The sequence below is a fragment of the Clostridium rectalis genome, assembly GCF_900626095.1.
In the GTDB taxonomy this organism is placed as follows: Bacteria; Bacillota; Clostridia; order Clostridiales; family Clostridiaceae; genus Clostridium_AS; species Clostridium_AS rectalis.
In genome coordinates, this window is sequence record NZ_UYZZ01000002.1 from 293,968 (window position 1) to 313,700 (window position 19,733).

Sequence of the window (19,733 nt, forward strand, 5' to 3'; positions counted from 1 at the left end):
AAATTGTAGGCTATTTGTGAATTTATTATTTTATTAATTTCATTATAAGCTGTCCTGTTTTCATCTGTTGACCTTCTTTTACAAATATTTTCTCAACTTCACCATTAGCAGAGGATAATATATTGGTCTCCATCTTCATGGCTTCTATTATAGCTATACTGTCTCCTTCCTTTATAACCTCTCCTTCTTTTACTAACAGCTTAACTAAATTTCCTGGAATACTTGCACCTATTTCATATTCATCTTTTTTATTAGCCATTAAAACTGAGTCCTCTTCTATAATTTTTTTGCTAATATTAGCTTTATCTATAATATCTATTTCTCTCCTATTTCCATTAACTTCAAATACCAATGTTCTTTTACCCTTATTTAATTTTCCTATTTGAAGTAATTTAATTATCAAAGTTTTTCCTGGTGCAATTTCTATTTCACTTGTTTCACCCTCTTTTAACCCATGAAAGAAAATGTCACTACCCATATGGCTTAAATCTCCATACGAAAATATATATTCTAAATAAGAATTAAATACCTCTGGATACAGCGCATAACTTAAAGCATCTTTATCATTAATTTCTACATTGTGTTTTTTCTTCAATTCTTCTTTTATTCTTGAAAAATCTTCTGGTGGTAACAATTCACCTGCACGTATATTTATAGGTCTTTCACCCTTTAAAACTAAATTTTGTAGTTCCTTTGGGAAACCACCTTTTGGCTGACCCATCATACCTTTAAAATATGAAACCACTGAATCCGGGAATGCCATGTTTTTAGCTTTATCATATATATTTTTAGGGTTTAAATCATTTTTTACCATGAAAATTGCTAAATCCCCTACCATCTTTGAAGATGGAGTAACTTTAACTACATCTCCTAACATTTCATTAACTTTTTTATACATCTCTTTTATTTCATTAAATCTATGGCCTAATCCAAAACTTTCTATTTGAGGTTTTAAATTAGAATACTGCCCTCCTGGAATTTCATACTTATAAATTTCTGCTGATCCGGACTTTAGCCCAGATTCAAATTTATAATAAACGGGTCTTACCGCACTCCAATAATCTGATATTCTTTGTAATTCATCTAAATTAAGCCCAGTATCTCTTTCTGTATTTTTTAATGCAGCTACTATTGAATTCATTGCTGGTTGACTTGTAAGTCCCGACATACTACTAAAAGCTGCATCCACTATATCTACCCCTGCCTCAGCTGCCATAAGCACTGTAGCAACACCATTACCAGTAGTGTCATGTGTATGTAAATGAATTGGAATAGAAATTTCATTTTTCAGTGCTTTTATAAGTTTAGATGCAGCATAAGGTTTTAATAAAGCTGACATATCCTTAATCCCTAAAATATGTGCTCCTGATTTTTCAATTTCTTTTGCCATATTCACATAATATTTAAGTGAATATTTGTCTCTTGAAGTATCTAAAATATCCCCAGTGTAACAAATGCATGCTTCAGCTATTTTACCACTTTTAAGAACTTCATCTATAGCTACCTCCATACCTTTTAACCAATTCAAAGAATCAAATATTCTAAAAACATCTATACCACTTTTAGCAGACTCCTTTATAAATTTCCTTATTACATTGTCAGGGTAGTTTTTATAACCTACTGCATTTGAACCTCTTATAAGCATTTGTAATAAAACATTTGGTACTCTTTTTCTAATTTCTTCTAACCTTACCCATGGATCTTCCTTTAAAAATCTATAGGCTACATCAAAAGTAGCTCCTCCCCACATTTCCATAGAAAATAAATCCTTAGCAAGTTTTGCTTCTGACTTAGAAATTTTTACCATATCTTTACTTCTAAGTCTAGTAGCCATAAGAGATTGATGTGCATCTCTCATTGTAGTATCCGTAATAAGAAGTTTTTTCTGATTTTTAATCCAATTAATCACTCCATCTGAGCCCTGCTTTTCTAATATTTGTTTTGTTCCTAACAGTTCTTCTGACAAATGAACTTTAGGAACAACAGGTACATCAAAACTTGGTTTGTTTCCATGAGTTTCATTTACAACTTTTTCTCCAATATATTTTAACACTCTAAGCTCTTTATCCGCTTTAGGTGATATATCAAATAATTCTCCATTATCTGATATAAAATTAGTTGTACATTTTCCCCTTAAAAATGTTTCATGATTTAAAACATTTATTAAAAAATCAACATTAGTTTTTACACCAGAAACTTTTAGTTCTCTAATTGACCTTATAGCCTTCCTTGATGCATCTTTAAATGTTCTAGACCATGCAGTAGTCTTTACTAGAAGACTATCATAATAAGGACTTATTATGGATCCTGTAAATCCATTTCCACCATCTAATCTTATACCAAAGCCTGAACCACTTCTGTAAACATCAATTCTTCCAGTATCTGGAGCAAAATTGTTCATTGGATCCTCTGTAGTTATTCTACATTGGATAGCGTACCCTCTAGCCTCTATATCATTTTGACAATTTAGATTAATTTCTGAGGAATTTAACTCATGCCCCTGTGCTATTAATATCTGACTTTGAACTATATCTATACCTGTTAACATTTCTGTTACAGTATGTTCAACCTGTATTCTAGGGTTCATTTCAATAAAATAATGATTTCCATACTTATCCACTAAAAACTCCACTGTTCCGGCACTTAAATATCCTACATGCTTAGCAATTTTTAAAGCATCATTACATATTTGATCTCTCTTCTCTTGAGTAAGTGAAAATGCGGGAGCAAATTCTATAACTTTTTGATGCCTTCTTTGTATTGAACAATCTCTTTCATGTAAATGTACTATATTACCGAATTTATCACCTAATATTTGTACTTCTATATGCTTTGGTCCCTCTAAATACTTTTCTATAAATAAATTATCTATACCGAAGGCCTTTTTAGCTTCCTCTTTAGCACTTCTATAAGTAGAAACTAATTCTTTTTCCTCTTTTACTATTCTCATTCCTCTTCCGCCACCACCTGCAGCAGCCTTTACCATTACTGGATATCCACACATTCTTGCTATTTTTATAGCTTCCTCTTCAGAAGTAATAGACTTTTCTACTCCTGGTATAGTTGGAACTTTAACTTCTTTTGCAACAATTTTAGATTGAATTTTATCACCTAATCTTTCCATCATTTCCGGAGATGGTCCTATAAATTCAATTCCCGCTTCTCTACATTTTCTTGCAAATTCAGGATTTTCTGATAGAAAACCATATCCAGGATGTATTGCATCAACACCTTTTTTTACAGCTAAATTTACTATTTCATCAATATTTAAATAAGCTTCTACAGGTCCTTTAGTTTTTCCTATCAGATAAGATTCATCTGCCTTTGTTCTAAATAATGCACATTTATCTTCATTTGAATAAATAGCCACAGTTCTTATACCTAACTCATGACATGCCCTAAATACCCTTATAGCTATTTCTCCTCTATTAGCTACCAAAACTCTTTTAAATCTTTTTATCAACACATTCAGCCCCTTTATATATTATATTTCCACTAATAAATTAAATTTATCTAGTTTATTAATTAACCTATCTAAATTAAAAACACTTTCTTAATATGAATTATATATTTTTTTGTATTGCATCATTTCTATATATATTATTTTTATATTAAAATCCCAACTTGATGAAATAGCTATATATACATTGTTAGCATACTATTTTTATATATTTCCAAATAAATTTCATGCAATTTCCAAACTAGTTCCCTTGCATAATAGAATATATTATTATAGTGTAATAATCAATATATAAATATATTTATTTTTAGTTTTTATTTTATACTACTTCTATAAAACTTCATAATCCTTACACTTTCTTATACTTAAAAATAAGCTCTCTTATATATTATTTTATTATTCTTAATAAAAAAAGTGGAGATTACCCCACTTTTTTCATAACACTATAACTTCCTACACATATTTTTAAAATTATAAACAATTTTTTCCTTATCTATATTGAAAAATTCTCCTTTTTTCATTAATATTTCACCATTGATAATAACATATTCAACTTCACTACCATTGGCAGAAAACACTATATTAGAATATATATCATGATTAGGTATTAAACTAGGTTTATTTAAATTAATCAATATTAAATCTCCTAAATATCCTTCTTTTATTTTACCTAATTTATTTATTCCTAATGCTCTTCCACCATTTAGTGTTGCCATTTTAAGAACAGTTTTCCCATCTAACTTTGTGGGGTTTTTATACCATAATTTTTGAAGTAATGCTGCTGTCTCCATTTCCTCAAACATATTTAAATTATTATTACTTGACGTACCATCAGTGCCTATACAAACATTTATATTTTTATCCATCATTTCTGATATCCTGGCTACACCACTTGCAAGTTTCATATTACTTTGAGGATTATATACTGGGCTTACATTTCTTTTATGAATAATTTCAATATCACCATCATTTAGATGAACACAATGAGCTGCTACTACTCTATTATTAAATATACCTGTTTCCTCTAAAAATTCACAAGGTGTCATATTATACTTATCCTTTATAATATTTATCTCTTCCTCTGTTTCTGCTACATGAATATGTATACCACATTCTAATTTTTCAGCTTCTTTTGCAATCTCTTTTAATGCACTTTTATCTAAAGTATATGGACTATGAGGTGCTAACATACTATTTAATAAACCACTTTTACTATTTTTAACCCTTTTATCTATATTAATTGCCACTTCCATTTGTTTTTCCCATTCTTCTCCTATTATTGCTGACCCAAGCACTGACCTGATTTTTAAACTTTCTACTATATCTATAATTTGATCTTCATAAAAATACATATTATTAAAACATGTACTTCCTGTACTTAACATCTCCAAACATGCAAACTCTGTAGCAAATTTTATATGCTCTTCTTTAAACTTACTTTCCATAGGCCATATTTTTTCATTAAGCCACTTCATTAAAGGGAGTCCCTCTCCATAACCTCTTAAGATAGTCATAGCTGCATGAGTATGACAATTCACGAGCCCTGGTAATGCACAATATCCTTCACCATCAATTACTTGTAAATCACTAAATTCTCCTTTATATTCTCCAAAAGAAATCTTTTTAAATTTATTATTTTTGATTAAAATATAACCATTATCTATAATTCCCCTATCCTCATCCATAGTTAATATCATTACATTTTTTATAAGTATACCCATAAAAAAACCTCCTTATCTTTAAACTATATGAATAATGAACAGCTAAAAATTTTTAACTGTTCATTTATGCATGTTCCTATAATAAATATTTACTACAAATATTATATACCTTTTCATCTACCTGAGCATATATATATGTTCCTTCTACTTTATATTTTTCTTTACTTACATTAGCATTTCTATAAAGATAAGCAACCATTGATTGATCAGAATAAGGTATTAAAAATTCTGCTTCTTTCAATGTATATGGTAGTTTATCTATAACTAATTGCAAAAGTATATCTACATTTTTATTTTCCTTTGCTGAAATTTCTATATAATCTAATTTTTTAAATTTATCTCTTATATAGTCTAACTCCTCATATTTAATCTTATCTATTTTATTTAAAACCATTATTATAGGTTTATCCACTACTCCTAATTCCTCTAATACTTTATTTACAGCATTAATTTGTTCCATAAAATTTTCTGAAGATACATCTACTATATGAAGTAATAAATCTGAATAAATAACCTCTTCTAATGTAGACTTAAAGGCTTCTACTAAATCATGGGGTAGTTTTCTTATAAAACCTACTGTATCTGTTAATGTTATAGTATTATTATTAGGTAATACTATAGCTCTTGTGGTTGTATCCAAAGTTGCAAATAACATATCTGCCTCTAAAACATTTTCCTTTTGGGTCCCTTCTCTCGCAGGAATAGTATTATATAATAAGTTTCTCAAAGTTGATTTTCCAGCATTAGTATATCCCACTAAAGAAACTTTAAGTATATCATTTCTACTATATCTTTGTGTTTGTCGAATTTTTTTTATTTTTTCAAGTTCTTTAGAAAGATCGTATATTCTTGCTCTTATATGTCTTCTATCTGTTTCTAATTTTTTTTCACCAGGTCCCCTAGTTCCTATTCCTCCACCTGTTCTTGAAAGTATAGTTCCAAGTCCTGTTAGTCTAGGTAATCTATATTTTAATTGAGCCAATTCAACTTGAATTTTGCCTTCTTTGCTTTTAGCCCTTTTAGCAAAAATTTCTAAAATCAATGTAGTTCTATCAATTACTTTTACACCAATAAATTCTTCTAAATTTCTAACCTGAGATGCAGTTAATTCATCATCAAAAATTACCACATTAGCCCTTCTAGCTTGCCTTAATAAAGCTATTTCTTCAACTTTACCACTTCCAACATAAAATGCTGAATCTACCCTAGTTCTATTTTGAAGAACTTTATCTACAGTTACTACATTGCATGCTTTAGCCAATTCTTCTAATTCATCTAAACTTTCTTCACTTTCTACCCCAACTAATATTGCCCTCTCACTAGTGTCCTCCTCAATATTGTTATCTTTTATTATAGAATCTATATATTTAATCTTATGATTTAAATTAAAACTCATAGCCTCTTGTAAAGATATCTTTCTACTTACTTCTGATGTTAAAATATTATTTTCTATAGTGCAAAATCCTAATGTTACATCTGTAATACCATGTTCATCTACTCCAATTGCAGTAATACAATCAAGTTTTAATTTAATTAAAGCAGATATATCTAAAGCTGATAATCTTGAATTACCATTTGGATGTGTATGAATAATTCTTACTGCTGATAATCTCTTTTCTTTTATATCAATTAAAGGCATTTCAACGGTAGTACTATCCCCTAAAGCTACATTTATTATATTACCTTTTCTATCTATAGATACACTTACCTCTCTACCTGTTTCCATAGTTACATTACTTATTAATTGAGCTAACTCAAAATTGAAAACTTCATCTTTAGCTACTTTACAGTCATATATATTTTCAAGTCTATTTAAGATGTTATCTTTTACACCATCTATATTACCGCTTATCACACTATCATCTCCTTAATAGTTAACAAAATAAACCTTTCCACCTTGACAACTTTCATATAATTTTATACTATAAAAACAATATTGTAAATATTATATGAATATTTGTATGGTGGAGGTTTGTAATGGAACAAAAGAAAGAAAATATATTAATATCAGAAGAACAAATAAAAAAAAGAATTTCTGAATTAGGTAAAGAAATATCAAGAAACTATAAAAACAAAAATCTATATGTACTTTCTTTGTTAAGAGGAAGCTTTATATATACAGCGGATTTAGTAAGACAAATTACCACTCCTACTAGAATTGGATTTATGACCACTTCAAGCTATGGTAATGCTGAAATATCTACTGGAATGGTAAAGGTTGTTAACGATATCCCAGATAATATAGAAGGGTTAGATGTATTAATAGTGGATGATATAGTAGATACAGGTATAACTATGGATTTTGTAGTAAATCATGTGAAATCTTTAGGTGCTAGCTCTGTTAAAAGTTGTGTGCTATTAGATAAACCTGAGAGAAGAAAAGTAAATATAAAACCGGATTACTGTTGTTTTGAAATTCCAGATGTGTTTGTGGTTGGTTATGGATTAAACTATGGAGATTTTTACAGAAATATTCCATATATATTTAATTGGGAAGAAAAATAAAAATGATTTTAAATTGACAATTAACAGTTAAGCTTATATAGCTTTCTGTCAATTGTTTTTTTTAACCTCAGATGGAGTTATACTCCATCTGAAATATTTATTTAATTACCAGCTCTTATTTTAAACCCTGCACTATCTAAATTTAGATCAATAGCGGTATTAGGTATTTTACCAACTATTATAGTTTCAGATATAGGCATTTCACTTTTTAATTTAATATCAGTATTTTTTAATGGAATTATTATTTTCATATTACTTATAACTTGAACATATATTTTATGTCTTGTTTGATTTATTCCAGCCCCTTCAAAATTTGATTCATACTTTGTTTCAATATATCCAATAGGTTGCATTTTCACTGTAATATTAGGGCCAAAATAAGCTAATATATTATTTTTAAAAATATATCCCATGGGAATTTTTATACCAATAGTTCCTAATTTCTTTAATTCTTCCTGTGCCTCTAATGCAACATCACATGCTATTTTATTCATCTTTAAAGTATCAGCTTTTATCATGGCTACATTCCCTTCTTCATCTTTCTCTATATTAATTACATCTTCATAATTAAATTCTTTAACATAATTTTTAACTATAGTTTTATTCATAACTTCAGAAGCTTTAGCTTTCATTTCTGATTCAGCTACAGTTATAATAGTAGGAGAAATTATATTATCAAAGGCATAAAGGAATATATAAAAACTACTAATGATTAAAATAAACCATACCATAAGTTTAAATTTAAAACTTTTTATAGCTCTTCACATCCTATTTTTATCATTCACTAACTTATATTTATAACTTAAAGAAAATATTCTTAAAACTTTTAAGTTGAATTTCTGGTCTCATTTTACCCATTTAAATATTTTATTATAAAGCTTATAAAATCAGTATTAATTGCTAATAAATTCATTTCATAAAAACCCTATTGTATGATATAATATTTTAAAATTGGTTACAATTAATAATAGAATGTTCAGGAGGAAAATTATGGTTAAAAGGAAAATGGGGAAAAAAAAGAAAAAAACCCGTTTTAGAGTCTTAAAAATAGCATTCACTACTATACTTTTAATTTCCATATTTACATTAGTTGCTGGAATGGGTATAGGTCTTGCTATGATAAAAACAGCTCCCCCTTTAGACATAAATAAAATACGTAGTCTTAACGAACCATCAGTAATATACAATGATAGTGAAAAATTTATGGATACAGTAGTATCTAATGAACATAGAACTATAGTTTATTCTAATGTTATACCTAATAATTTAAAAAATGCTATTGTAAGTATAGAAGACGAACGATTTATGAGTCACAAAGGAATAGATATAAAAAGATTATTCGGAGTTGTAATAAAAAATTTAAGCAATAAACTCACCGGAAAATCTGGTATACAAGGTGCATCAACAATAACTCAGCAGCTTATAAAAAAGACATTACTATCAGACGAAGTTAAAATTAAAAGAAAAGTTCAAGAAATGTATTTAGCTCTCCAACTAGAAAAACAATTAACTAAGGATCAAATTCTTGAAGCATATATGAATACAATACCACTTGGTGGAAGTGCCTATGGAGTAGAAGCTGGTGCTAAACAATACTTTAATAAAAGCGCTAAAGATTTAACTCTTATAGAAAGCGCTTTTTTAGCTGGTGTTATACAAAGTCCTTCAACCTTTTATTATGCCGCAATGTCCCAAAAAAATACAACTTCTTACATAAATAGGACAAAAACCGTACTTTCTAAAATGCAAGAAAATGAGTTTATATCTTCTTCTGATTATAGTAAAGCTATATCAGATATAAATAATAATAAATTAATTTTTAAAAAATCATCTAATAATACAGATAAATTAAATTATGAATGGTTTTCCAGAGAAGTACTAAAACAGGTAAAAAATGATTTAGTATCTCAATATCATATAAGTCAAACAGAAGCTGAACGTATGATAATGTATGGCGGATTGAAAATATATTCTACTATGGATAAAAATCTTCAAGATTCAACGCAGAACACTTTAAATAATATGGATAAAATATTAGGTATTAACTCCAATTCAGATAGTAACAAAATACTTCAGCCTCAAGCTTCTGCAACTATAATGGACTATCATACAGGAGATGTAAAGGCCTTAATAGGTGGAAGGGGAACACAGCCTCCTATGTCCTTTAATAGAGCCACTGAATTTTATAGAGCAGCAGGTTCTAGTATAAAACCTTTAACTGTGTATGGCCCAGCAATAGATACTAAAATAGCTACAGCAGCCTCACCTTTTGATGATGCTCCTGTACCTGCTGAAATAGGTAATCTTTATCCAACAAATAATGGTCCTTATAATCCTAGAAATAGTCCTAACGTATTTGAAGGAACAATGCCTTTACGAGAAGGATTAATGAAATCTAAAAATGTAATTTCCGTTAGAATAGAACATGAATTAGGATTACAAACCGGTGCGGAATATGCTAAAAAATTTGGATTAAAATTAGATAAATCTACAGATGAAACAAGTATGTCTGCTCTAGCCTTAGGTCAGCTAAGTGGGAAACAAGGTGTTAGTGGTACTAACACTTTAGACATGGCTGCTGCTTACGGGGTTTTTGGTAATAATGGAATGAGGTCTGAGCCCAATTTTTATAAAAAAGTTGTTGACAGGTCTGGCAAAACTATTTTAGAGAAAAATTATTCATCAACAAAAGTTCTTTCCCCTCAAGCTGCTTATATAATGTATGATTTACTAAAAGGTCCTGTTAGTGGAAAATCCGGTTCCACTGGTTACGCCGCTAATTTTAGTCCTATGGTAAGAGGAAAAACTGGTACAACTAATATGTCCATAGATTTATGGTTTTGTGGTCTTACACCTTATTACTCAGCCGCTGTATGGATAGGTAAAGATGATCACTCAAGTTTTAATGAAAATTATACCTTTGGTAAATATATAGGAAGTAGCGACGCCGCATTAATATGGGGAACTATAATGAAAGAAGCTCATAAAAACTTAGAATATAAAGATATTAATAAACCCTCTGGAATAGTTGAATATCCTATATGTCTTGACTCTGGTGGAATGGCTACAGATTCATGTCCTAAGGATAGAATAATTACAGAATTATTTATTGAAGGCACAGCCCCTTCTTCAATTTGTAATTATCATACTTACTATTCAGCGCCAAGGAAAGAAAAAAAGCCAGAGAAATCTAAGCCTGATAATAAAAAAAATGATAAAAATAATAAAGATAAACTTAACCCTTTACTACCACCAAAGGATAGTAACAATATAGATAATAACGATGATAAAATTGACCAATAAAAAATACCCTAAATAGGGTATTTTTTATTCTTTTGTTTTTGGATTGAAAAGTATTGCCATAATATATCCAAATATTATAGCTCCTGCTATTCCTCCCGCTGCTCCCTTAATTCCACCAGTAAAAGCTCCAATCAGCCCTTTTTCATTTACCTCTTTTATAGTTGCTTTAGCAAGGGAATTACCAAAACCAGGCAAAGGAACTGTAGCCCCTGCCTTTCCATACTCTATTATGACATCATAAATATTAAGTGCTCCTAATATAACCCCTATAGTAACAAAACTTACTAATATTCTAGCAGGAGTTACTTTTGTTTTATCCATTATTATTTGAGCTATCACACAAATCAATCCACCTACTACAAATGCTCTTAAATAATCCATTTTCTAATTGCCTCCAGTTCCATATTCTATTGATACTGCATGTGCTATTCCTGGAATAGTCTCTCCTTGCAAAGATGATGTAGTACTTAGTAATGCTCCTGTAGAAACCAACAGAACTCTTTTCAATGTACCCTTTAACATATTTTTATAAATATAACCACATCCAACCACTGCTGAACAACCACAACCACTTCCTCCTGCATTAGTCCCTTGTTTATCATTAAAAAATATTTCTTCTCCACAGTCTATATAATTAGCTCTAATATCATATCCATATTCCAATAGTAGTTTTTCCGTAATCTCTTTGCCTACCTTTCCTAAATCTCCTGTAGCTATAAGATCATAATCCTCTGGTTTCCTTCCTGTATCTTTAAAATGGCTATATAATGTAGATACGGCTGCTGGAGCCATAGCAGCGCCCATATTATTGGCATCAGTTATTCCATAATCCTTTACTTTCCCTATAGTAACATATGTGGTGTAAGGATAATTCCCTTCTTTTCCTAAAACCATGGCACCTGATCCAGTTACTGTCCACTGAGAACTTAATGTTCTTTGACTACCAAACTCTAATGGAAACCTAAATTGTCTTTCTGCCGCTGAAAAGTGAGATGAAGTTGCTGCCACTACATAATCAGCAAAATTTCCATCCATTGTTATGGAAGCCATACATAAAGATTCAGCCATAGTAGAACATGCCCCATATAAACCTATAAATGGTATATTCATATCTCTAGCAGCAAAACTAGATGAAGTTAATTGATTTAGTAAATCTCCTGCAAACAAAAAATCTATATCTTCTTCCTTTAAATTTGCTTTTTTTATACTTTCAGTTACAGCAGTATATAAAATATTACTCTCAGCTTTTTCAAAACTATCTTTTCCATTTAAATCATCATTTAAAATTAAATCAAAATATCCTTTTAAAGGTCCCTCCCCTTCCTTAGGGCCTACTACACTAAATGTAGATATTATTTTAGGTTTATTTTCTATCCTTAAAGTTTGTTTCCCTATTTTTTTACTCACATGTTCACCTTCTTAGAAATAATAATTTCAATAAAATTTAAAATAAACTAATTAGATAATGTATTATGCCCACAATTACTGAAGTACTAATACCATATACTAGTACAGGACCTGCTATAGTGAACATTTTAGCTCCTACTCCAAATACATATCCTTCTTTTTTAAATTCCATGGCTGGAGATACTATTGAATTTGCAAAACCTGTTATGGGGACTACAGTACCTGCTCCCGCAAAATTAGCAATCCTATCATATATTCCAACACCTGTAAGTAATGCACCTATAAATACCATAACTACTGCTACATATGTTCCTACTTCTTCTTTAGGCACTCCTTTACTTAAAAAATAATTATTAAAAAATTGACCTATATCACATATAATTCCTCCAACTATAAAAGCATAAAAACAATCCTTTAAAATATTACTTTTAGGCTCTGTTTCTGTAGTTAACTTTTGGAATTCTTTCTTTATATCTTTTTCAGTTTTCTTCATAAAATCACCTCTTTTTAAAAACTTAGTATTATTTTATGCTTAAAATAGAATTTTAAACAAAAAAATAGGATAATATATTTATTATCCTATTTTTATCTATTTTAATTTTTCTTTCATAATTTTTAACACTCTTTTTTCTATTCTAGATACCTGAACTTGACTTATACCTAACATTTTAGCCACTTCAACCTGAGTTTTATCCTTAAAATACCTTAACATTATTATTTGCCTTGATTTTACATCCAATTTATTTAAAGCTTCTTTTAAAGCTAATTTATTAATTATATCACTATCTTGTTCCTTCTCATTACTTATTTTATCTATTAACATTATTGGTGCTCCATCATCTTGATGTATTGTGTCATATAAATATTGCATATTATTAGATGATTCTGTAGCAAAAACTATATCCTCTATTTCCACCCCGGAATACTTAGATAATTCTTCTATAGTAGGTGCCCTATTTAATATTTTGGCTAAAGCCTCTTTATCATAGTGCAATTTTCTTGCGGTATTTTTAATACTCCTACTAACTTTTATTATACCATCATCCCTAATAAACCTTTTAATTTCTCCCATTATCATAGGTACTGCATATGTAGAAAACTTTACTTCATAGTCTGTATTAAAATTATTTACCGCCTTAATCAGACCCATACATCCAATCTGATATATATCCTCAAATTCATACCCTCTATTTAAAAATTTTTTACTTATTGCAGACACTAAAGGTAAATTTAATTCAACTACTTTGTCAAGAGCATCTTTATCTCCACCTCTTGCTTTTTCAATAAGTTTTATATTATCCTCATAATCATATATACCCTTTTTTACCGCTTCTCCACTCATATTATTCACCTAACTTAAAGATTTAAAAACTTTTTTCATTATAATTTTTGTACCCTTCCCATTTTGTGATTCTACTTTTAAATTATCCATAAAAGACTCCATAACAGTAAATCCCATTCCAGATCTCTCAAGATCTGGTCTTGATGTATATAATGGCTGCATTGCAAGTGATATATTATCTATGCCTCGTCCATCATCAGAAATTATAACTGTAAGTTCTCTACCCTGTATAAAAGCTTCTATTTTTACCATTCCTCCACCATTCTCATATCCGTGTATTATAGCATTGGTGACTGCTTCAGATACTGCTGTTTTTACATCTGTTAACTCGTCTATAGTAGGATCAAGTTGAGATGCAAAAGATGCTACAGCTACTCTAGCAAAACTTTCATTCTGAGATCTGCTTAGAAATTCTATTTTTATCATGTTATCGTACATTATAATTTCCCCCCATTAAATATTCTCTAAAGCTTCCTCATTATTGTCATATAAATTTATTATCTTAAACATACCAGATAATTCAAAAACCCTTCTTACATTATCACTTACATTAGTTATGCATACAGTACCATTATTATAAGATAATTTTTTATATCTCCCTATGACTACACCTATACCTGAACTATCCATAAATGATACAGAAGAAAAATCCATTATAAGTTTCTTTATATCATCTCTATTGATTCTATCATCTATCTTATTTCTTACTTCTTCTGCACTATGATGGTCTAATTCTCCTGCCATGTAAACCAATAGTTTGTCTCCATTATTTTCAAAATTAAGATACATATATTTCCCCCCGTTTTAAATAATTATTTTGTCCATTTTTAGAATATAGTACATTAATTATATTCTACATATGACAATTTTTTCCTTCTTTTTTTATTACAAACTTATCCCTTATTTTGTCCACTATTTTTATTTTTATACATTATTTTCATATAATTTATATTTATTAATATTGGTTCCTTATATTCCTTAAGGAATTATTAAATTTTAAGTGGTGGCTAATAAAACTATTAACCACCACTTAAATTCACATATTTTTATCCTGAACTATCATATCATCTTTTATTTCTATTATTCTATTACATTGTTTAGCAAATTAAAAACTTCAGTATCTTTTTAAAATTTTTGTGCATCTTCAATTTCAATAAAAACTTTTTTTATTGAAATATAAATTAAAATATATAGAGTTTTAAATTATAATTTTATAAGCAATTTTCTTTTACTATATCTATTTCTTTTTCCTCCAGCTGATAATATGTGTATATACTATCATCTTCAAAACTTTTGATTTTAGATACATCAGGTAATTTTATCTTCATAAGATTATTAGGATAGTACTCATATATATTTTCTCCTAGCTTTTTTCCAAAAGATTGAAAGTAAAATTGATATAAATCGCTATTTAAAATATCTAATAAATCACTATAAGTAAACTCATTATTTTTTTTTAAAATTATACAATACACATCTGCACTAAAATAGCTACCTTTATTTAGTGCAAATCTATTTTTACTACTCTTATATGGGAAAACTATTTTTTCTTCTTCAAATATTCTATAATCTCTTCCCCATTGTAGTTCATACCATTTTCTCATGTTTTTTACACATTCTCTTCTTTTAAGTAACTTATTTTTAAAAGGCTTAATATGATTTTTTATATTAGGATACGACTCTATATCAGATATAAGATCAGAGTATATTATATATGATAAATTATCTTTTATGTGATTTTTTTCTATACAACTATTTTTAATCCAAGGTCTTATTACATCCTTTTCTAAATTCTCATTTATTATATCCTCTTTTGTTACAATAAAAGCTTTATCACAGCCTGTTATTACTCCTTGATAACTATTGCATATATCTTTTAAACTAAATACAGATTTACTATTTATCTTTTCAATTATTTTAAATTCTTCTTTAGTTTTTAAAACCCATCCATCATTATTCAAATAACTTTTACTTATATAAAACTTTTTTAAACAATTTCCATTATTTAAAAATAATGAATTGTAAAATTCTTTTTTATTATGATTAAAAGGTTTTATAATTTCTATTTGCCTGTTTTCTTTGATTTTATCTTTTCCCAAAAATATTATTACTGGATCGATACCTATATTTTTGAAAGGACGTAATCCATAAAAATCTACTAATTTATACATGAAAAAATTCTCTTTTATAAACTTTCTAAGTTTTTCTCCACTTTGTGATTCAATAAAATACCTTGATGTAATAAAAGCCACTTTCCCATTACTTTTTAAGAATTTTAATGCCGCTTTAAAAAAGCAATAACTCATATCCCCTTTATTATTGTACACTTCTTCATATTTGCATTTTAATTTTCTGAAATATTCTTTACCAATTAATTTATGTCCCACATAAGGAGGATTGCCAATAATAAAATGAAATTTCTCATTAATATTATCAATTAAAAAATCTGCTATTTTAAAATTATTTATTTCAATAAATTTTGACTTTACGAATAAATCTATAATTAGTATCTTTATTGCTAATTCATCTATATCTATACCATATAAATTATTTTTAATAATATGTTCTGATATATTACTTTTATTCAATTTAACATCATTATATTTATTTATTTCATCTAAGTTTTCCATATATAATTCATATAAATACATGAAACATGGAATTAAAATATTACCACAACCACAGGAGGGATCAATTACTTTAATAAAAGCATTATTAATTAAATCCTCCTTTTTAATTATTTCTCTTATCATATAAACTGATATTTCATTGGGAGTATATACCACTCCTAAATTTTTATTACCTTTTAATATATTAATATATATTTCTCCAAAAGTAGAATTAAGCCCTACACCAAGGAATTTTTTATATTTGTTAATAGCTGTTATCTTGTACATACTTTCTATGGGTTGTAAAATAATGCTGTATAATTCCTTAATTTTTTCTATAAAAAAATTATTATCTATCATATAAAATCTCCACAAGTATATTAATTTATTATTACACACAAAATAAAGTATATCATATAAAGGTAGGTGATAAAATATGAAGAAAAAAACTTTAGCACTTTCTCTCTGTTTAACACTGTGTTTAACTACAATAGGATGTAAATCAACTAACAGTAAAACAACTAATTATTTAAATAAAAATATATCCTCCAATAATATAAAAAACAAAATAACAGATTCTTCAAAAGAACGTTCTATTGAAAATAGTACTGATGTTAAAGAAACTGTATCTAAATCTAATAATAAAAATTATGAAACAAAGGAAAGAGATTGGTTTTTCGCACCTGAAGTTCCAACAGACATACAAGGTTTAATTAAAAACCATAGTGCCTATTATTTGGGAGATACTTCAAAAAAAGTTATATATTTAACCTTTGATGAAGGATATGAAAATGGTTATACTCCAAAAATATTAGATATATTAAAAGATAATAAAGTTAAAGCAGCGTTCTTTGTTGTAGTTCCGTATATTAATAGTAACAAAGACCTAATTAAAAGAATGTCAGAAGAAGGGCATTTAGTTTGTAATCACTCTAACCATCATCCTTCCATGGCAAAAACTGCTTTAAAAGGGAAAGATGCCTTCAATAAAGAGTTACTAGATACAGAAAAAGCCTATGAAGATGCAACCGGTAAGAAAATGCCTAAATTTTTTAGACCCCCAATGGGTAAATATAGTGAATTATCCTTAGAATATACTAAACAATTAGGATATAAAACAATATTTTGGAGTTTTGCCTATCATGATTGGGACATAAATAAACAACCAAGTCATGATTTCGCTAAGAAAAAAATTATTAATAAAGCCCATAATGGAGGTATATTTTTACTACATGCTGTTTCAAAAACTAATACAGAAATATTAGATTCTGTTATTAAAGAATTAAAGGCTGAAGGGTATAGGTTTGGAACACTAGATGAATTAAAATAAAAAATAAGATTATCCAGATTAATTTCCGGATAATCTTATTTTTTAATTTTTATATTGAGAATTAGATTTTTTTGTATAAGATTTATTCCATGAGTTTATAAATACATAATCCCTTATATCTTTTTTATCATAGTGCTCTTTATTTTCTTGTGCCTCTCCTACTGGAGTCATAGCTATAACTTTGTAATCCTTAGGTATATCTAAAGCATTTTTTACACTATTTTCATCAAACGCTCCTATCCAACAAGTCCCATATCCTTCTTCAGTTGCTGCCAAAATAAAATGTTCCATAGCAATAGCTGAATCTACTAAATAGTATTCTTTTTCATTAACCATTCCAGATTCATTAGGATTTGCTACTACTATGGCAACTATTGGTGCATCTTTTATTGACTGCGAAGCCTCATCAGTTTTGTTTGCTATTGCATTAGCTAATTCATTTTTCTTATTTTCATCATCAATTATTATAAATTTATAAGAGGTTTGGTTTTTCCAAGAAGGAGCCATCATCGCAGCAGTAATCATTCTATCCACTTTATCTTTAGATATATTGGTATTTTTAAATTTTTTTATACTTGTTCTTTTTTCAATAACGTCATAAAATTGCATAGAAACCACACTCCTTTAAAACTATTATGTGTAGCAATTAAACAAAGTATGCAACTTATTTTTCCCTATTAACTTTAAGTAAAAACTTCGGTATAGAAGTTAATCTTTTGATTCTATATGGTTCTTTGTAAACTCTATATAACCATTCCAATCCTAATTTTATCATCCAATTTGGTGCTCTTTTCAATTCGCCTGCAAATATATCGAAACTACCTCCAACACCCATAAATATTTTACTAGGTATGTCTTCCATATATTTACATATGAACTTTTCTTGTCTTGGACAACCCATTGCAGCAAATAAAATATAAGGTTTCACTGTTTTTATTTCATTTACTATATTTTTACAATTATCTAAATTAAAAAAACCATTATGGTACCCTTTAATTAAAATTTTAGGATAACGTTCTCTTATATTTTCAATGCACTTAAGTAAAGTCTCTTCTCTTGTACCTAAAAAATATACTCCTAAACTATTTTCATTGCAATACTTTAATAGCTCTTCCATTACCTCAATTCCTGCTATTTTTTCTTTAACAGGTTCTTTTACTAACTTTGAAGCTATTACTGTACCTACTCCATCCGGTATTATTACAGATTTATCTGAGATAAAATTTTTATATAATTGTTTATTATTAAGTCCACTAGTTAACACTTCAGGGTTACCTGATATAACATGTACCTTTTCCATGTTATTAATATATTTTATTAATTCTTCTTTACTTCCATTAAATATATTATAATTAAGAATTTTGGAAAACATATATTCCTCCTAAGTTAAAATAAGCTTTAAAAAGCCCCTTCTTTTCTTAAAACTGAAAAAACTGTTTTACATAAAATTTTGATATCTAACCATAGAGAAAAATTTTGTATATATTTTAAATCATATTGTATAGTTTTCTGAAGTTCTATTTCTCCTCTTCCACTTATCTGAGCAAGACCAGTTATTCCTGGAGGCACTAATAATCTTTGTTTATACTCTTTTGTATAGTATTTTACTACATCTGGAATTTCAGGTCTTGGGCCAACAAGGCTCATATTTCCAATTAATACATTAAACAGTTGAGGAATCTCATCCAAGCTACTTTTTCTCAAAAATACTCCTACTTTGGTTATTCTATTATCCTCTTTACTTTGAAAAACAAAGTTTCCTATATCTTCAGGATTTATCTCCAGCTTTCTATTTTTGTCTGCATTTACTATCATGGTTCTAAATTTAAATATAACAAACTCATTACCATTTAAGCCAACTCTAACTTGCCTAAAAAGTGCAGGACCCTTTGAGTCTAGTTTTATCCATATAAATAAAATCAAAAAAATAGGTGATAGTAAAATTATTCCTAGTAATGATAATATTATATCTAAAAATCTTTTTATTACAAACTGAAATCTTTTCCCTTTTATATCCTTTTCTACATCTATAGTAGGCATTTTACACTCCATTTTT

At 28.2% G+C, this 19,733-nt stretch carries 17 protein-coding genes; 3 read left to right on the plus strand and 14 right to left on the minus strand.

The genetic code is table 11. The features are described 5' to 3' along the window. Nucleotides 1–25 precede the first annotated feature (25 nt). From EJL03_RS04110 to hflX, 3 genes are all read right to left on the minus strand, one after another. Nucleotides 26–3,463 (minus strand): pyruvate carboxylase, encoded by a 3,438-nt coding sequence (locus EJL03_RS04110; RefSeq protein WP_125152920.1) that lies wholly within the window; start codon nucleotides 3,461–3,463, stop codon nucleotides 26–28. A 440-nt stretch (nucleotides 3,464–3,903) separates the two neighbouring features. Further along, nucleotides 3,904–5,181 (minus strand): amidohydrolase, encoded by a 1,278-nt coding sequence (locus EJL03_RS04115; RefSeq protein ID WP_125152701.1) that lies wholly within the window; start codon nucleotides 5,179–5,181, stop codon nucleotides 3,904–3,906. A 76-nt stretch (nucleotides 5,182–5,257) separates the two neighbouring features. After that, the gene (gene hflX / locus EJL03_RS04120) at nucleotides 5,258–7,036 is read right to left on the minus strand and encodes a GTPase HflX (protein WP_125152702.1); all 1,779 of its coding nucleotides are present in this window, start codon (nucleotides 7,034–7,036) and stop codon (nucleotides 5,258–5,260) included. A 122-nt stretch (nucleotides 7,037–7,158) separates the two neighbouring features. On the opposite strand from hflX, the gene hpt reads away from it, so the two are divergent. Continuing rightward, complete coding sequence (gene hpt, locus EJL03_RS04125; RefSeq protein WP_125152703.1) at nucleotides 7,159–7,686, plus strand: hypoxanthine phosphoribosyltransferase; 528 nt, start codon at nucleotides 7,159–7,161, stop codon at nucleotides 7,684–7,686. Between the two features lie 101 nt (nucleotides 7,687–7,787). Here hpt and yunB read toward each other — a convergent pair whose 3' ends face one another. Beyond that, nucleotides 7,788–8,441, minus strand: a complete 654-nt coding sequence (gene yunB, locus EJL03_RS04130) for a sporulation protein YunB (RefSeq protein WP_279222060.1) — start codon at nucleotides 8,439–8,441, stop codon at nucleotides 7,788–7,790. Between the two features lie 235 nt (nucleotides 8,442–8,676). Here yunB and EJL03_RS04135 point away from each other — a divergent pair, with 235 nt between their 5' ends. Further along, entirely contained in the window at nucleotides 8,677–10,989 is a 2,313-nt protein-coding gene (locus EJL03_RS04135) for a transglycosylase domain-containing protein (protein ID WP_243108641.1), read from the plus strand. Between the two features lie 24 nt (nucleotides 10,990–11,013). Here EJL03_RS04135 and spoVAE read toward each other — a convergent pair whose 3' ends face one another. From spoVAE to EJL03_RS04170, 7 genes are all read right to left on the minus strand, one after another. Further along, the gene (gene spoVAE / locus EJL03_RS04140) at nucleotides 11,014–11,370 is read right to left on the minus strand and encodes a stage V sporulation protein AE (protein WP_125152705.1); all 357 of its coding nucleotides are present in this window, start codon (nucleotides 11,368–11,370) and stop codon (nucleotides 11,014–11,016) included. 3 nt (nucleotides 11,371–11,373) lie between these two features. After that, nucleotides 11,374–12,396: a stage V sporulation protein AD gene (gene spoVAD / locus EJL03_RS04145; RefSeq protein WP_125152706.1), complete on the minus strand. Its 1,023-nt coding sequence runs from the start codon at nucleotides 12,394–12,396 to the stop codon at nucleotides 11,374–11,376. A 37-nt stretch (nucleotides 12,397–12,433) separates the two neighbouring features. Further along, nucleotides 12,434–12,889: a stage V sporulation protein AC gene (spoVAC, locus tag EJL03_RS04150; protein ID WP_125152707.1), complete on the minus strand. Its 456-nt coding sequence runs from the start codon at nucleotides 12,887–12,889 to the stop codon at nucleotides 12,434–12,436. A gap of 96 nt (nucleotides 12,890–12,985) precedes the next feature. After that, on the minus strand, nucleotides 12,986–13,738 hold the full coding sequence (gene sigF / locus EJL03_RS04155; protein ID WP_125152708.1) for an RNA polymerase sporulation sigma factor SigF: 753 nt from the start codon (nucleotides 13,736–13,738) through the stop codon (nucleotides 12,986–12,988). A 9-nt stretch (nucleotides 13,739–13,747) separates the two neighbouring features. Next, on the minus strand, nucleotides 13,748–14,176 hold the full coding sequence (gene spoIIAB, locus EJL03_RS04160) for an anti-sigma F factor (protein ID WP_125152709.1): 429 nt from the start codon (nucleotides 14,174–14,176) through the stop codon (nucleotides 13,748–13,750). A 15-nt stretch (nucleotides 14,177–14,191) separates the two neighbouring features. Beyond that, entirely contained in the window at nucleotides 14,192–14,527 is a 336-nt protein-coding gene (gene spoIIAA, locus EJL03_RS04165) for an anti-sigma F factor antagonist (protein WP_125152710.1), read from the minus strand. A 422-nt stretch (nucleotides 14,528–14,949) separates the two neighbouring features. Continuing rightward, complete coding sequence (locus tag EJL03_RS04170; RefSeq protein WP_125152711.1) at nucleotides 14,950–16,707, minus strand: Eco57I restriction-modification methylase domain-containing protein; 1,758 nt, start codon at nucleotides 16,705–16,707, stop codon at nucleotides 14,950–14,952. 76 nt (nucleotides 16,708–16,783) lie between these two features. Between EJL03_RS04170 and pdaA the strand changes: the two genes are divergently transcribed. Continuing rightward, complete coding sequence (pdaA, locus tag EJL03_RS04175; RefSeq protein ID WP_125152712.1) at nucleotides 16,784–17,677, plus strand: delta-lactam-biosynthetic de-N-acetylase; 894 nt, start codon at nucleotides 16,784–16,786, stop codon at nucleotides 17,675–17,677. A 42-nt stretch (nucleotides 17,678–17,719) separates the two neighbouring features. On the opposite strand, the gene EJL03_RS04180 is transcribed toward pdaA, so the two are convergent. Genes EJL03_RS04180 through EJL03_RS04190 form a run of 3 tightly spaced genes read right to left on the minus strand, consistent with a single transcriptional unit; the run spans nucleotide 17,720 to nucleotide 19,729 of the window. After that, nucleotides 17,720–18,286, minus strand: coding sequence for a nitroreductase family protein (locus EJL03_RS04180; RefSeq protein ID WP_125152713.1), 567 nt, complete (start codon nucleotides 18,284–18,286; stop codon nucleotides 17,720–17,722). Nucleotides 18,287–18,341: 55 nt separating this feature from the next. Beyond that, entirely contained in the window at nucleotides 18,342–19,049 is a 708-nt protein-coding gene (locus tag EJL03_RS04185; protein WP_125152714.1) for a WecB/TagA/CpsF family glycosyltransferase, read from the minus strand. Between the two features lie 26 nt (nucleotides 19,050–19,075). Continuing rightward, nucleotides 19,076–19,729, minus strand: a complete 654-nt coding sequence (locus EJL03_RS04190) for a sugar transferase (RefSeq protein WP_125152715.1) — start codon at nucleotides 19,727–19,729, stop codon at nucleotides 19,076–19,078. Nucleotides 19,730–19,733 lie beyond the last annotated feature (4 nt).